We start from the raw sequence: 13,893 nt of genomic DNA, 5'->3' as shown, positions 1-13,893 counted from the left end.
GTGGAGTAGACTCAACCTCAGGACCACCGCAACGAAAGGACGGAACGCATGGCGAACCTCCAGGGCGCTCCTGACTCGCAAGAACGACAGAAGACCGCCCTCGAGCAGTACGGCGTCGACCTCACGGCGATCGCTCGCAACGGCAAGCTCGACCCCGTGATCGGCCGCGACGCCGAGATCCGGCGCGTCTCCCAGGTGCTGACGCGCCGCACCAAGAACAACCCCGTGCTCATCGGGGAACCCGGCGTCGGCAAGACCGCCGTCGTCGAAGGACTCGCCCAGCGCATCGTCGCGGGAGACGTCGCCGACTCGCTCAAGGACAAGCGCCTCGTCTCGCTCGACATGTCCGCCCTCATCGCCGGCGCCAAGTACCGCGGCGAGTTCGAGGAGCGGCTGAAGGCCGTGCTCAAGGAGATCAACGACTCCGACGGGCAGGTCATCACCTTCATCGACGAGCTGCACACGCTGATGGGCGCCGGCGGGGGCGAGGGCTCCGTGGCCGCCTCGAACATGCTCAAGCCGATGCTCGCGCGCGGCGAACTCCGACTCATCGGGGCGACGACGCTCGACGAGTACCGCGAGTACATCGAGAAGGACGCCGCGCTCGAACGCCGCTTCCAGCAGGTCTTCGTGGGGGAGCCGAGCGTCGAGGACACCGTCGCGATCCTGCGCGGGCTCAAGGAGCGGTACGAGGCCCACCACAAGGTCACGATCAACGACTCCGCGCTCGTCGCCGCGTCGAGCCTGTCGAACCGGTACATCTCCGGGCGGCAGCTGCCGGACAAGGCGATCGACCTCATCGACGAGGCGGCCTCGCGACTCCGGATGGAGATCGACTCCAGCCCCGTCGAGATCGACGAGCTCAAGCGCACCGTCGACCGGCTGCGCGTCGAGGAGTTCGCGCTGAAGCAGGAGAAGGACGACGCGTCGAAGGCACGCCTCGAGACCCTGCGTGCCGAGTTGGCGAGCCGCGAGGGGCTGCTCGCCGAGCTCGAAGCGCGGTGGCAGGCCGAGCGGGCCTCGCTCAACCGGATCGGTGAGCTCAAGCAGCAGCTCGACGACCTCAACGTGCGGTCGCAGCGGGCGCAGCGCGAAGCCGACTACGAGACCGTGAGCCGGCTCGAGTACGGGGAGAAGCCGCGCATCGAAGCGGAACTCGCCGCGGCCGAGCAGGCCGAGTCCGCTGACCGCATGGTGAACGACAGCGTCACCGACGAGGACATCGCCGCCGTGATCGCCCAGTGGACCGGCATCCCCCTCGGACGCCTGCTGCAGGGCGAGACCGAGAAGCTCCTGCACCTCGAGAACGAGCTCGGTCGGCGGATCATCGGGCAGCGCACCGCCGTCTCGACCGTGTCCGAAGCCGTCCGTCGCACCCGCGCCGGCATCTCCGACCCGGACCGACCGACGGGCTCGTTCCTGTTCCTCGGCCCCACCGGCGTCGGCAAGACCGAGCTGGCCAAGGCGCTCGCCGAGTTCCTCTTCGACGACGAGAAGGCCCTCGTCCGGATCGACATGAGCGAGTACGGCGAGAAGCACTCGGTGGCGCGGCTCATCGGCGCCCCGCCCGGGTACATCGGGTACGAGGCCGGCGGGCAGCTCACCGAGACCGTCCGGCGTCGCCCGTACTCCGTGGTGCTGCTCGACGAGATCGAGAAGGCCCACCCCGAGGTCTTCGACGTGCTCCTGCAGGTCCTCGACGACGGCCGGCTGACCGACGGGCAGGGCCGGACGGTCGACTTCCGGAACACCATCCTCATCCTGACGTCGAACCTCGGGTCGCAGTTCATGACCGACCAGTCGATCACCGATGTCCAGCGCGAGGAAGCCGTCCGTGAGCTCGTCCAGCAGGCCTTCCGGCCCGAGTTCATCAACCGGCTCGACGACATCGTCGTGTTCCAGGCGCTGACGGAGGAGGACCTCGGGCAGATCGTGTCGCTCTACGTGGACCGGCTCGCCCGTCGACTCACCGATCGTCGCCTCGAGCTGGCCGTGACCCCGGACGCCCGCACCTGGCTCGCCGAGCGGGGCTACGACCCGGTGTACGGCGCGCGTCCGCTCCGTCGGCTCATGCAGCGCCAGATCGACGACCGGCTCGCGCGGGCGATCCTCGCCGGTGACGTGCGCGACGGGGACACGGTCCGCGTCGACGTCGCCCCGGGCGGCGACGAGCTGACGGTGGAGCCGTTCGAGCTCGCGGAGATCGTCGAGGAGTAGACGCGGACGGGCCGGACCCCTGGACAGGAGGCGCGGTGTCGGCTCCTGGGGCGGCGCCTCGTTCGCGGGTTCGCGGGTTCGCCGGTTCGCAGGTTCGCGGGTTCGCTCGGCGAGACCGGAGTGTTCTCAGCGCCGGCGCGCTGTGAACGCTCCGGTCTCGCCCGGCCTACGGTCCAGGGCATGCCTGAGATCCGAGTGTTCCGTCGCCTCACCGACGCCGTCGAGCACGCCAGCGTGCTCGACAAGGCGGTCGACATCGATCGTTCCGTGGTGAACGCCTTCGCGAAGCCGAAGGCACTGCGCCAGTTGCTGCACGGCGTGCCGTTCGGGCACCCGCTGCACCCGCTCCTGGTGCAGGTGCCGCTGGGGGCGTGGACCTCGGCGGCGGTGCTGGACCTGATCGGCGGCAAGGGGAACGCGCGCGCGGCGAAGACCCTCGTCGGCGTGGGGCTCGTGTCGTCCGGCAGCGCATCGGTGGCCGGCTACGTCGACTGGTCCGAGCTCGACCGTGCGCAACTCCGGACGGGCTGGGTGCACCAGGCGGTCAACTGGGTGGGCATCTCGTTGTACGGGCTGTCGTGGATGCAGCGGAAGCGCGGGAACCACGGCGCGGGCAAGCTCCTCGGTTTCGCGGGTCTCGCGGTGGTCGGCGTCGGCGGGTACCTCGGCGGACACCTCGCGTACCGGCAGCGGGCCGGTGTGAGCCGGCACGGAGAGGTGCCCTTCGACGCCTGAGTGCGGGTGCTGATCATGCCTGGTCATGACCAGTTCGTCAAGCGTCGTCGATCATCCGTTCCACATCCGTGATCCCGCGGAAACATGCGGATCGCGATTGTCCACAGCCTTCGGTTCCGTGGTTGACATCCCTGCGTGATGGGTCTTTACTCACCATTACGCAACGTCCTTTCATAAAGGTCGGACCAAGGGAGTCAACGTGACACGCACGCGTTTCGCCGCACTCGGTGCGCTCGCCCTCGCAGGCGCGCTCGCCCTCACCGGGTGCTCCGCCGGAAGCAACGGAGCTTCCGACGGCGGCACGAAGTCCATCGGCACACCCGATGGCAAGGGCAAGACCATCACCGTCTGGATCATGAACGGCGACCTCAGCCCGAAGATCCTCGACGTCGCCGAGCAGCAGTTCACGAAGGCCACCGGCGCCAAGGTGAAGCTGCAGCTCCAGCAGTGGGACGGCATCACGACCAAGCTCACGACGGCGCTCGCCCAGAAGGACGCCCCGGACGTGGTGGACCTCGGCAACACGCAGGTGCCCGTGTACGCGGCGACCGGGGGCCTCATGGACCTCTCGCCCTACAAGTCGGAGCTGCAGGACGGGCAGACCTGGCTCTCCGGGCTCGAGGGCCCGGCGACGGTGGACGGCAAGCTGTACGGAGCCCCGCTCTTCGCCGGCAACCGCGCGGTGATCTACAACAAGAAGATGTGGGCCGACGCCGGGGTGACCGACGTCCCGAAGTCCTACGACGAGCTCACCGCCGACCTCGACAAGGTCAAGGCGAAGAACCCGCAGGCGGACTTCTCGGCGTTCTACATGCCGGGGCAGTACTGGTACGGCGGGCTGCAGTGGGTGTGGGACGCCGGTGGGCAGATCGCGACCGAGAAGAACGGCAAGTGGAAGGGCGCGATCGACTCGGACGATGCCGTCAAGGGCCTCACCGCGTGGAAGGACTTCCAGAACTCGTACTCGGCGAAGTCCACGCAGGACATCAACACCGACAAGCCGGCAGAGTCCGACGTCTTCGCGCAGGGGAACACGTCGGCGATCCTCGGCTCCGCGTGGGAGATCGGGTCGATCACCACGGCGAAGCCCGAGCTCAAGGACCAGATCGGCACGTTCGCGATGCCGTCGAGCACCGCGGGCAAGACGCAGCCGGTGTTCCTGGGTGGCTCCGACCTCGGCATCCCGTCCAAGTCCGCCAACCAGGACCTCGCGCTGTACTACATGAAGATCCTCACCTCGAAGAAGTTCCAGCAGGACCAGGTCTTCGGGGTCGACGGATGGGAGCCGAACTCGACCGAGCTCCTCGACGCGGTCGCCGGTGACGTGGACGAACTCCACAAGCCGTACTTCGAGGCTGCTTCGACCAGCCGTCCGACGCCCGCGACCCCGGGCTGGGCGACGATCGAGGGTGACTCGACCTTCCAGACGATGTTCGCCGACATCGCCACCGGTCGGAAGTCGCCGCAGCAGGCAGCCGAGGGCTTCTCGGAGCACCTCACGACCGCGCTCAACGCGCAGCAGTAGTCGATGACCTCCACGACGGAGCGGGTCCCCGGTTCGGCTCAGGCCGAGCCGGGGACCCGGCGTGGGGCCCTCGGGCGGCGTCGGACCACCGGCTCGGGCACGGCATCGGGTCCCGGGGGCGGGAAGGGTTCCGGGCGTGCGGCGGGGCGTCGGTCCGTCACGTCCTCGCGCGCGCCGCTGGTCCTGCTCGCCCCCGCCGCACTCCTGCTCCTGGCGCTCGTCGTCTACCCGCTCGTCCGCCTGGTGGTCATCTCCTTCCAGGACTACGGGTTGCGAGCGATCTTCACCGGGCAGGCGGGGTTCGCCGGCCTCACGAACTACACGAACGTCCTCACCGACGCCAGCTTCTGGCCGGTCATCCTCCGCACGGTCCTCGTCACCGGAGCCATGGTGATCGGGACCATCGGCATCGGCATGGCGGTGTCCCAGCTCCTCACCCGGCTCGGCGTGGTCATGCGCACCGTCGTGAGCGTCGTGCTCGTGCTGGCGTGGGCGATGCCCAACGTCGCCTCGAGCCTGGTGTGGCAGTGGCTCTTCCAGCCGTTCTACGGCGTGCTGAACTGGCTCATCACCCAGCTCGGCGTGTTCGGCGACCACACGCAGGACAACTGGGCCTCGAGCCCCGGCCAGGCCCTGACCATCGTGCTCTCGCTCGTCATCTGGCAGGCCGTGCCGTTCGTCGCGCTGACGCTCTACGCCGCGCAGTCGCAGATCGCCCCTGAGTACTACGAGGCCGGCGCGCTCGACGGGGCCTCCTCGTGGGTGATGTACCGCGCGATCACGCTGCCGGCGCTCGTGCCGACGTTGCTGCTCGTGACGATCCTCTCGGTGATCTGGGACTTCAACGTCTTCAACCAGATCTGGCTGCTCACCAAGGGCGGTCCCGAGGACACCACGCTCACGCTCGGCATCTGGACGTTCGTGAAGTCCTTCGTGTCGAACGCGTACGGGCAGGGAGCCGCGATCGCCGTCATCTCGACGCTGATCCTGGGGGCGCTCACCAGCTACTACATCCGCCGGCTCGTCCGGAGCGGGGAGGAAGACCTGTGACGACCACCACCACCCCCGGGGTGACCGGGGTGACCGCCTCCGACGCGCAGCCCGACGTGACCGGAGCGGGGCGTGCCTCCGGGCCCACCGCGCCGGTCGCGCCGGTCCGTGCCCGGCGACGCAAGCCGCGCGTGGTGGCGAACACCATCGCGGTGGTGTTCTGCCTGGTCTGGGTGTTCCCGATCTACTGGATGGTGAACACCGCCTTCAAGCCCGCCGACGAGGTCACGACCCTCACGCCGATCTGGTTGCCGCTGCGACCGACGCTCGAGAACTTCACGCGGGCGCTGACGCAGGACGGCTTCCTCGTGTACCTGCGGAACTCCGCGATCGTCGTCGTGGCCGCCGTGCTGCTGTCGATCGTCGTCGGCTTCCTGGCGTCGGCGGCCCTGTCGCGCTTCCGGTTCCGCGGCCGGCGGACGATCCTCGTGGCGATCCTCTTCGTGCAGATGATCCCGTCGGGTGCGCTGCTGATCCCGCTGTTCCTGTCGTTCCAGTCGCTCGGACTGCTGAACAGCTACATCGGGCTGATCCTGGCCTACGTCGCGAGCGTGCTGCCGTTCTCGATCTGGGTGATGCGCGGGTTCTTCGTCGCCGTCCCGGTCGAGATCGAGGAAGCCGCGAAGGTCGACGGCGCCGGGACCTTCCGGATCCTGTGGAGCGTGCTGTTCCCGTTGGTGATGCCGGGGGTGATCGCCACGAGCGTCTTCGCGTTCATCGCAGCGTGGAACGACTACCTGACCGCCTACGTCATGCTCAAGGACCAGGGGATGTACACGTTGCCGGTCTGGCTGGCGGGCTTCTCGACGGACAAGGGCACCGACTTCGGCGGGCTCATGGCGGCGAGCGTGTTGTTCTCGATCCCCGTCGTGGTGTTCTTCCTCATCGTGCAGCGGCGGCTCGTGAGCGGCATGACCGCGGGGGCCGTCAAGGGCTGACGCTCCCCGGCGCTCCGGACGACGACGCCCCGACTTGCTCCGGCGGTCGGGGCGTCGTCGTGCCCGGGCTCGGCATCGCGCTCGGCGATGCGCGCTCGTGCCACCTGGTCGCACGACGTGCCGCGTGCGTGGCGGGTTGGTCGCATGACATGCCGGCCGGCCGCGGGGTGGCGACACTTCGTGCGACCAGCGGCCGGGCGGAGGCTCCACGCGACAGTTCGCGCGACCACGGGCGGATGCCGGACGACCATGGGCAGGCACGGCGCCGAACGGGCGGGCGCAGAGCGGGGCGCCGAACGGGCGGGCGCGGCGCCGAGTGGGCGGAACACGCGGCTCGCGTTCGTCGAGCGGGCGGAACTCGCTGCCTGGGGCGGGCGAACGGGACGAAAAAAGCCCGCTCGCCGAGCCGCCGACGCGCCGCAGACCTGCGAACGTGTTGGTTCCGCGTTGAAACGGTTGCGTTTCTGTGGCATCCGGACGTACTCTTCTCGAAACCCACGGGAACGAAGGAGTTCGGGCATGTACGCAACCGAGCGGCACGACGCCATCGCCGCCGCGCTGCAGTCGGCAGGACGGGTCTCCGTCGCCGACCTCGCCGAGCACTTCGACGTCACGACCGAGACCGTCCGCCGTGACCTCGACGCCCTCGAGTCCGCCGGCCGACTGCGCCGCGTGCACGGGGGAGCGGTCCCCGTCGGCCGGTCGAGCGTCGTCGAGCTGACCGTCGCCGAGCGCGAGGTCCAGCACAACTCCGCGAAGTCCGCCATCGCCCGAGCTGCGATGCGCCTGGTCCCGCCGACCTTCACCGGCTCCATCGCCCTCGACGCCGGCACCACCTGCGCCGCCGTCGCCGCCGAGCTCGTCCGCTGGGAGCCCGCCACGGCCGGCGCGACCCTGACGGTCATCACGAACTCGGTCCCGATCGCCGCGACCCTGCAGCACAGCGAGCACGTCGAACTGCACCTGCTCGGCGGACGCGTCCGCGGGATCACGAGCGCCGCGGTCGGCACCGCCACGGTCGAGCAGATCGGCGCGCTGCGTCCGGACATCGCGTTCGTCGGGACGAACGGGCTGTCGGCGGGCTTCGGCCTGAGCACGCCTGACGAGTACGAGGCTGGGGTGAAGGGCGCGTACGTCCTCGCGGCCCGCCGGAGCGTGGTGCTGGCCGACGCCGCCAAGCACGGTGTCGAAGCGCTCATGCGGTTCGCCCGGCTCGACGAGATCGACACCGTCGTCACCGACCAGACGCCGCCCGCCGACCTCGCGGGAGCCCTCGCCGAGGCCGACGTCGAGGTGGTCGTCGCATGACCCCGAACAGCAGCGTGACCTCGAACAGTCGTAGAGCCCCGAACACCAGCGCCGAGCCGGGCTCCATCGTGAGCACCCGCATCGTCACCGTCACCCCGAACCCGAGCCTCGACCGCACGATCGAGCTCGCCGGCGAGCTGCAGCGCGGCGCCGTCCAGCGCGCCACCCGTTCGACGGCGGAGCCCGGCGGCAAGGGCGTCAACGTCTCCCGGGTCGTCGTCGCGAGCGGGGGCGACACCATCGCCGTGCTCCCGGGCGACGAGCTCGACCCGGTGCTGCTCGGTCTCGCGACGCGGGGGATCCCGACCGCCGCCCTGCCGATCGGTGCCCCGCTGCGCTCGAACGTCACCGTGACCGAGCCGACCGGGACGACCACGAAGCTGAACGAGCCCGGGCCGTCGCTCGCCGGCCGCCTCGACGACCTCGCGGCCCTCGTCGCGGACGCCGCCGGCGCCACCGCGACCGGACCGGCTGCCCGCTGGGTCGTCCTCGCCGGCTCCCTGCCCCCGGGGCTGCCCGACGACGCCCTCGCGGTCCTCGTCCGCGCCGTCCGGCAGCGCCACGGCGACGACGTCCGGATCGCGGTCGACTCGTCGGGCGTGCCGTTCACCGCCCTGCTGCAGTCGGGCGAGCGGATCGACCTCGTGAAGCCGAACGCCGAGGAGCTCGCCGAGGTCGTCGGCGGCGACCCGGACGAGTTCGAGCGGGACGTGGACGCCGCGGCGCTCGCTGCGCAACGGCTCCGTGACAAGAACGTCGGCACCGTGCTCCTCACCCTCGGCAGCGCCGGGGCCGTCCTCGTCACCGAGGACGGGAGCTACGCCGCCGCCGCACCCAGGATCGTGGCGCGCTCGACCGTCGGCGCGGGGGACTCCTCCCTCGCCGGGTACCTGCTCGCCGAGGTCGCCGGGCACCCGCCCGAGCAGCGCCTCGCCCAGGCCGTCGCCACCGGAGCCGCAGCCGCTGCACTCCCCGGCAGCGACGTCCCCGCCCTCGACCACACCGACCCGTCGGGCATCGAGGTCCGAGCGCTCGAGCGAGCGCCCGAACCCGCCTGACACCGAACGACGGCACACGCCGCCCGCCCCGCCCACCGAACCCGCACACACGCAGCACCCGCGCCCCCCGCGCCATTGCAAAGGAGCAACCCATGTCCGTCAACACGAGTCCACGCCTCATCAGCGTCCAGCTCGTCGGCCTCGACGAGGACCTCGGCGCCACGTCGAGCGACGTCATCCGCGTCCTCGCCGACCGCGTGGCCGCGACCGGCCGCGCGGCGGACGGGGCGTCCCTCGCCGCCGACGCGATCAAGCGCGAGGCGAGCGTCGGCACCGGCGTCCCCGGCGGCATCGCGATCCCGCACGCCCGGTCGGCATCGGTCTCCGAGCCGACCCTGGCGATGAGCCGCCTCGCACGGACGGTGTCGTTCGGCGCCCCGGACGGCGACGCCGACATCGTCTTCATGATCGCCGTGCCCGAGGGGGCCGACAAGGACCACCTCACGGTCCTCTCGACCCTCGCACGTGCGCTCATCCGCGAGGACTTCACCGCCGCGCTCCGCGCCGCCACCACCCCGCAGGAGATCGTCGACCTCGTCGACCGCGAGGTGAGCGGCGAGGTCGCGCAGGCCGGTGTCGGCACCGCGAGCAGCGCCTCCAGTGCGACCGCGACCAGCCAGGAGGCGCGACCCGCCGCCGCCACGAACGCTGCGGACGGAGCCGCGGCCGGGTCCGCGACCGGCGCCCGCAAGGTGCTCGTCGGCGTGACGGCCTGCCCGACCGGCATCGCGCACACCTACATGGCCGCCGACGCCCTCGTCGCCGCCGCGCAGCGCGCGGGTGCCGAGATGCACATCGAGACGCAGGGGTCCTCGCAGGTCGAGCCCCTCGACCCGGCACTCATCGCCCGCGCCGACGCCGTCGTCTTCGCCGTCGACGTGGACGTCCGCGACCGCGGTCGCTTCGCCGGCAAGCCGCTCGTGGCCGGACCGGTCAAGCGCGGTGTCGACGAACCGGACAAGATGATCGCCGAGGCGCTCCGCGCCGCGGACGACCCCAACGCCGCACGCGTGCACGGCTCCGCTGCCGAGGCCGGTTCCAGCACCGCGAAGGACGAGCACTTCGGGCAGGCGCTCAAGCGCTGGCTCCTCACCGGTGTCAGCTACATGATCCCGTTCGTCGCGGGCGGCGGGCTCCTCATCGCGCTCGGCTTCCTGCTCGCCGGGTACGGCATCGCGCTGACCCACGGTGACTCCGGGCAGAACAACGCGGTCTACACGCTCACGAACTACACGCTGCTGAACCTGCCGCCGGAGGGCCTGGCCTACTACCTCGGGGCCGCCGCGTTCCAGATCGGTGGCGTGTCCCTCGGGTTCCTCGTGGCAGCGCTCGCCGGGTACATCGCGTACGCCATCGCCGACCGTCCGGGCATCGCACCGGGCTTCGTCGCCGGGTCGATCGCCGTGTTCATGAACGCCGGCTTCCTCGGTGGTCTCGTCGGTGGTCTCATCGCCGGTGGTGCCGCCTACTGGATCGGCCGAATCCCGACCTGGCGTTGGCTGCGTGGCCTCATGCCGGTCGTGATCATCCCGCTGTTCGCGTCGATCATCGCCTCGGGCCTGATGCTCCTGGTGCTCGGCGGCCCGATCGCCTGGGTCATGACGCAGCTCACCGCGTGGCTCAACTCGCTGTCCGGTGCCTCGGCGATCCTGCTCGGCATCATCCTCGGCCTGATGATGGCGTTCGACCTCGGTGGCCCGGTGAACAAGGTGGCGTACGCGTTCGCGGTCGCCGGTCTCGGTGCCGGCTCCGCCACGAACGTCGTCCCGTTCGAGATCATGGCCGCCGTGATGGCCGCGGGCATGGTCCCGCCGCTGGCCCTGGCGCTCGCCTCGACCGTGCTCTACCGCAAGGGCTTCACGAAGCCGGAGCGCGAGAACGGCAAGGCCGCGTGGCTGCTCGGTGCGTCGTTCATCTCGGAGGGTGCGATCCCGTTCGCGGCCGCCGACCCGCTGCGGGTCATCCCGGCGTCCATGATCGGTGCCGCGGTCACGGGTGCGATCTCGATGGCCGCCGGTGTGACCTCGCGGGCGCCGCACGGCGGGATCTTCGTCTTCTTCGCGATCGGGGACGTGGCGATGTTCATCGTGGCGATCCTGGCGGGCACCGTGGTGTCGGCGCTGGTCCTCGTCGGGCTGAAGAAGTGGGTCCGACGGGCCCCGGCCGCGTCGGAGGACGCCGTGGTCACGGCCGACGAGCGGGTCGCGGTGGCGGTCTAGTCACCACCTGCTGACGGGAGGCGCGGAGCCGGCTGGCACCGCGCCTCCTGTTCGTGTCCGGGTGTCAGGCCGCCACGGCGAGCTCGATCGGCGCCGTCCGCGGATCGGTGGTGGCGTCGAGCTCGCTCGGCGCGAGGGGCGGCACCGACGCGTGCGAGATCTTCGGGTGCACGGGGCGGCGCTCGACCTCGCCGGCGCCGATGAGTTCCTCGTGCAGCTTCTCGCCGGCGCGGAGTCCGGTGAACACGATGTCGGACGTGCCACCGAGGACGTCGATCATCCGCGTCGCGACGTCGAGGATCCGGACGGGCTGGCCCATGTCGAGCACGAGGACCTCGCCCGGTTCGGCGATTGCCGCGGCCTGGATCACGAGGTGACAGGCCTCGGGGATGGTCATGAAGTACCGGGTGGCGTCGGGGTGGGTGACGGTCACGGGGCGTCCGGCGCGGATGAGGTCGGCGAAGAGCGGGATCATCGACCCACGGCTGCCGAGGACGTTGCCGAACCGGACCGACACGTAGCGTCGACCGGTCTCGGCCGCGGTCCACGCCGTCAGCCGCTCGGCGATCCGCTTCGTGTACCCGAGCACGCTCGTGGGGTTCGCGGCCTTGTCGGTGGAGATGTTGACGAGCGTCGGGACGTCGGCGGCGACCGCGGCCGCGAGGACGTTCCGGGTGCCGAGCACGTTCGACTTCCAGGCCTCGTCCGGGTACTGCTCGAGCATCGGGAGGTGCTTCAGGGCCGCGGCGTGGAACACGACGTCCGGGCGGCGGGTCCGCATGACCTGGTCGATCGCCTCGGCGTCGCGGATGTCGGCGAGCACGACGTCACGGGTGTCGAGCAGGCCGTGCCCGGCGACCGAGACCTGCACCTGCTGCAGGGCGGTCTCGTCGCGGTCGAGCATGATGACCTCGCGAGGGGCCAGCGCGACGAGCTGCCGGCACAGTTCGCTGCCGATCGACCCACCCGCGCCGGTCACGAGGACGCGGCGCCCGCGGACGAGGTCCGCCATGCCGTCGAGGTCGGTCGGGGTCGGAGTGGTGCCGACGAGGTCGTGCAGGTCCAGACCGTGGAGGTCGGGCTGGGACAGGGGATCGGACATGGCGCTCCTCGGGACGGTTGCGATCGACCATCCCACGGTAACACCTTGTATGTGAAATGACAACGTTCGTCCTGACGGCGTGCTGCACTGCACACCGCGCAGCCGCGGGCGCTCTGCCCGGCGTCCTCCACCGCCCAGTACGCTGGTCGCCGACCGAGAGACGAACGGATCCGATGCGACCAGCACCCGCCCCCGATGCGCCGATCCGCGACGACGGGTCCCGCGTCGGCCGCTGGGAGCGGGCCGGTGCCGTCGGGGTCTTCGTCCTCGCGGTCGTCCTCGCCTGGTCGCGCATGCCCGCGGCGGTGCGGGACGTGCTCTGGGCGGAGGACGGCCGGACGTTCCTCGGCGAAGGCGTGCAGTACGGCACGCTCGGGACGCTCACCCGCAGCTACGCGGGGTACCTGCACCAGTACCCGCGGCTCGTGGCGGGGGTCGTGCAGCACGTGCTGCCGGTCGAGGGGTGGGCGACCGGCATCGCGTTCGGAGCCGTCGTCGGGACCGGCCTCGTCGCGGCGGTGGTCTTCGTGTGCACGCGGGACGCCACCGCGCGACTGACGCCGGGCGCCGCGCTCGCCGCTCGGGCGGGGATCGCCCTCGCGGTGGTGCTCGTCCCGATCGCGACGAACGAGGTCCTCGGCAACCTCGCGAACGTGCACGCGTACTTCCTGTGGATGATGCCGTTCGTGCTCCTGCACCGGCCACGCACCTGGGCGTCGAGCGTCGGGCTGGCCGTCGTGACCCTGCTCGGCGCCCTGACCGAGACGCAGGCGATCGTGTTCGCGCCGCTGCTCGTCCTCGGGCTCAGGGCTCGTCGGATCTGGCCCGTCAGGGCCGCGTTCCTCGCCGGTGCCGGTCTGCAGCTCGCCGTGTGGCTCGGTTCGGACCGGCACCGCGGACAGGTCGGGCGCGCGACCATCGACCTCGCGTCGCTCGCGGACGGGTTCGGACTGAACGCCGGGATGACGACCTTCCTCTCGCGGGCCGCGTCCGGCGATGTCCTCGCGGCCGTCGGCCCCTGGGTGGGGCTGCTCTTCCTGGTGCCCTTCGTCGTCGCCTTCGTCTGGGTGCTCGTCCGCGGCGACCGGACGCAACGGACCCTCGCGGTCGTCCTCGCGCTGTACGCCGTCGTGCTCTGGTGCGCGGCGGTCGTGCTCAACCCGAAGCCCGCCTACGCCTACGCCGGCATGTCGCCGGAGTTCCTCCGGTACGCGTGGGTGAGCCGGTACGGGGTGTTCCCCGCCACCGCCGGGCTGGTGCTCGTCCTGCTCGCGCTCGTGACGCCCCGACGCTGGGGTCGCACCCGGAGCGCCGTCGGGGTGGCGGCGCCCGCGTCCGCCGATCCGTCGCGACGATCGCTGCGGCCCCGGCGCGTTCCCCGCCGTCCCGCCCTCGGCACGGCGGTGCGGTCGACCGTCGCCGTGGTCCTGCTCGTCCTCGTGGTCGTGCAGTTCCGGCCGCTGGGGCCGGTCCTGCGCACGGACGGTCCGCGGTACACGGCTGCGGTGGCCGCCGCCCGCGAAGCCTGCCGCACGCTCCCGGCCGACCGGGCGATCCGGATCCGGAGTGCGCCGCAGACGCAGCAGGACACCCCGGGTCCGCCGACGCGGCAGGAGCCCACCTCGTTCTGGAGCCTGTCGATGAGCTGCGCGGTCGTCACCGGGGCGAGGACCTCGGACGTCGGGCACGAGGTCGAGCAGGTCCGGCCGGTGCCCACCTTCGGCTGAGCGACCATGGGCCG

General features: G+C 71.1%; 10 protein-coding genes. 9 read left to right on the top strand and 1 reads right to left on the bottom strand.

Features of this window, described 5'->3' with window-relative positions; genetic code table 11:
• Positions 1 to 48: 48 nt before the first annotated feature.
• The 8 genes from ACNQOV_RS08120 (at position 49) to ACNQOV_RS08085 (ending at position 11,050) form a co-directional block, all read left to right on the top strand.
• Positions 49 to 2,217, top strand: coding sequence for an ATP-dependent Clp protease ATP-binding subunit (locus tag ACNQOV_RS08120; RefSeq protein ID WP_416394083.1), 2,169 nt, complete (start codon positions 49 to 51; stop codon positions 2,215 to 2,217).
• Positions 2,218 to 2,397: 180 nt separating this feature from the next.
• Positions 2,398 to 2,952 (top strand): DUF2231 domain-containing protein, encoded by a 555-nt coding sequence (locus tag ACNQOV_RS08115; RefSeq protein WP_416394082.1) that lies wholly within the window; start codon positions 2,398 to 2,400, stop codon positions 2,950 to 2,952.
• A 199-nt stretch (positions 2,953 to 3,151) separates the two neighbouring features.
• Entirely contained in the window at positions 3,152 to 4,477 is a 1,326-nt protein-coding gene (locus tag ACNQOV_RS08110) for a sugar ABC transporter substrate-binding protein (protein WP_416394081.1), read from the top strand.
• 3 nt (positions 4,478 to 4,480) lie between these two features.
• Positions 4,481 to 5,527 (top strand): carbohydrate ABC transporter permease, encoded by a 1,047-nt coding sequence (locus ACNQOV_RS08105; RefSeq protein ID WP_416394080.1) that lies wholly within the window; start codon positions 4,481 to 4,483, stop codon positions 5,525 to 5,527.
• Complete coding sequence (locus ACNQOV_RS08100) at positions 5,524 to 6,465, top strand: carbohydrate ABC transporter permease (RefSeq protein WP_416394079.1); 942 nt, start codon at positions 5,524 to 5,526, stop codon at positions 6,463 to 6,465. Before ACNQOV_RS08105 ends, ACNQOV_RS08100 begins: the two co-directional genes overlap by 4 nt.
• A gap of 519 nt (positions 6,466 to 6,984) precedes the next feature.
• Positions 6,985 to 7,773 carry a DeoR/GlpR family DNA-binding transcription regulator gene (locus ACNQOV_RS08095; RefSeq protein WP_022906144.1) on the top strand — a complete coding sequence of 263 codons (789 nt, stop codon included), beginning with the start codon at positions 6,985 to 6,987 and terminating at the stop codon, positions 7,771 to 7,773.
• Positions 7,774 to 7,841: 68 nt separating this feature from the next.
• Entirely contained in the window at positions 7,842 to 8,831 is a 990-nt protein-coding gene (locus tag ACNQOV_RS08090) for a 1-phosphofructokinase family hexose kinase (protein ID WP_402265711.1), read from the top strand.
• A 92-nt stretch (positions 8,832 to 8,923) separates the two neighbouring features.
• Entirely contained in the window at positions 8,924 to 11,050 is a 2,127-nt protein-coding gene (locus ACNQOV_RS08085) for a PTS fructose transporter subunit IIABC (protein WP_416394078.1), read from the top strand.
• A 64-nt stretch (positions 11,051 to 11,114) separates the two neighbouring features.
• On the opposite strand, the gene ACNQOV_RS08080 is transcribed toward ACNQOV_RS08085, so the two are convergent.
• A complete protein-coding gene (locus tag ACNQOV_RS08080; protein ID WP_402265262.1) occupies positions 11,115 to 12,152 on the bottom strand; it encodes a UDP-N-acetylglucosamine 4,6-dehydratase family protein in 1,038 nt (345 codons plus the stop codon).
• Positions 12,153 to 12,325: 173 nt separating this feature from the next.
• Between ACNQOV_RS08080 and ACNQOV_RS08075 the strand changes: the two genes are divergently transcribed.
• On the top strand, positions 12,326 to 13,879 hold the full coding sequence (locus ACNQOV_RS08075; RefSeq protein ID WP_416394077.1) for a hypothetical protein: 1,554 nt from the start codon (positions 12,326 to 12,328) through the stop codon (positions 13,877 to 13,879).
• Positions 13,880 to 13,893 lie beyond the last annotated feature (14 nt).

The sequence above is a fragment of the Curtobacterium sp. LFS084 genome, assembly GCF_047977705.1.
GTDB lineage: Bacteria > Actinomycetota > Actinomycetes > Actinomycetales > Microbacteriaceae > Curtobacterium.
Note: the sequence above shows the minus strand (reverse complement) of the source record. Positions and strands in the feature narration are given on the sequence as shown.

Coding starts and splice junctions, on each gene's coding strand:
- ACNQOV_RS08120 (WP_416394083.1), top strand. CDS start 49: ATGGCGAACCTCCAGGGCGCTCCTGACTCGCAAGAACGACAGAAGACC.
- ACNQOV_RS08105 (WP_416394080.1), top strand. CDS start 4,481: ATGACCTCCACGACGGAGCGGGTCCCCGGTTCGGCTCAGGCCGAGCCG.
- ACNQOV_RS08085 (WP_416394078.1), top strand. CDS start 8,924: ATGTCCGTCAACACGAGTCCACGCCTCATCAGCGTCCAGCTCGTCGGC.
- ACNQOV_RS08075 (WP_416394077.1), top strand. CDS start 12,326: ATGCGACCAGCACCCGCCCCCGATGCGCCGATCCGCGACGACGGGTCC.
- ACNQOV_RS08095 (WP_022906144.1), top strand. CDS start 6,985: ATGTACGCAACCGAGCGGCACGACGCCATCGCCGCCGCGCTGCAGTCG.
- ACNQOV_RS08080 (WP_402265262.1), bottom strand. CDS start 12,152: ATGTCCGATCCCCTGTCCCAGCCCGACCTCCACGGTCTGGACCTGCAC.
- ACNQOV_RS08115 (WP_416394082.1), top strand. CDS start 2,398: ATGCCTGAGATCCGAGTGTTCCGTCGCCTCACCGACGCCGTCGAGCAC.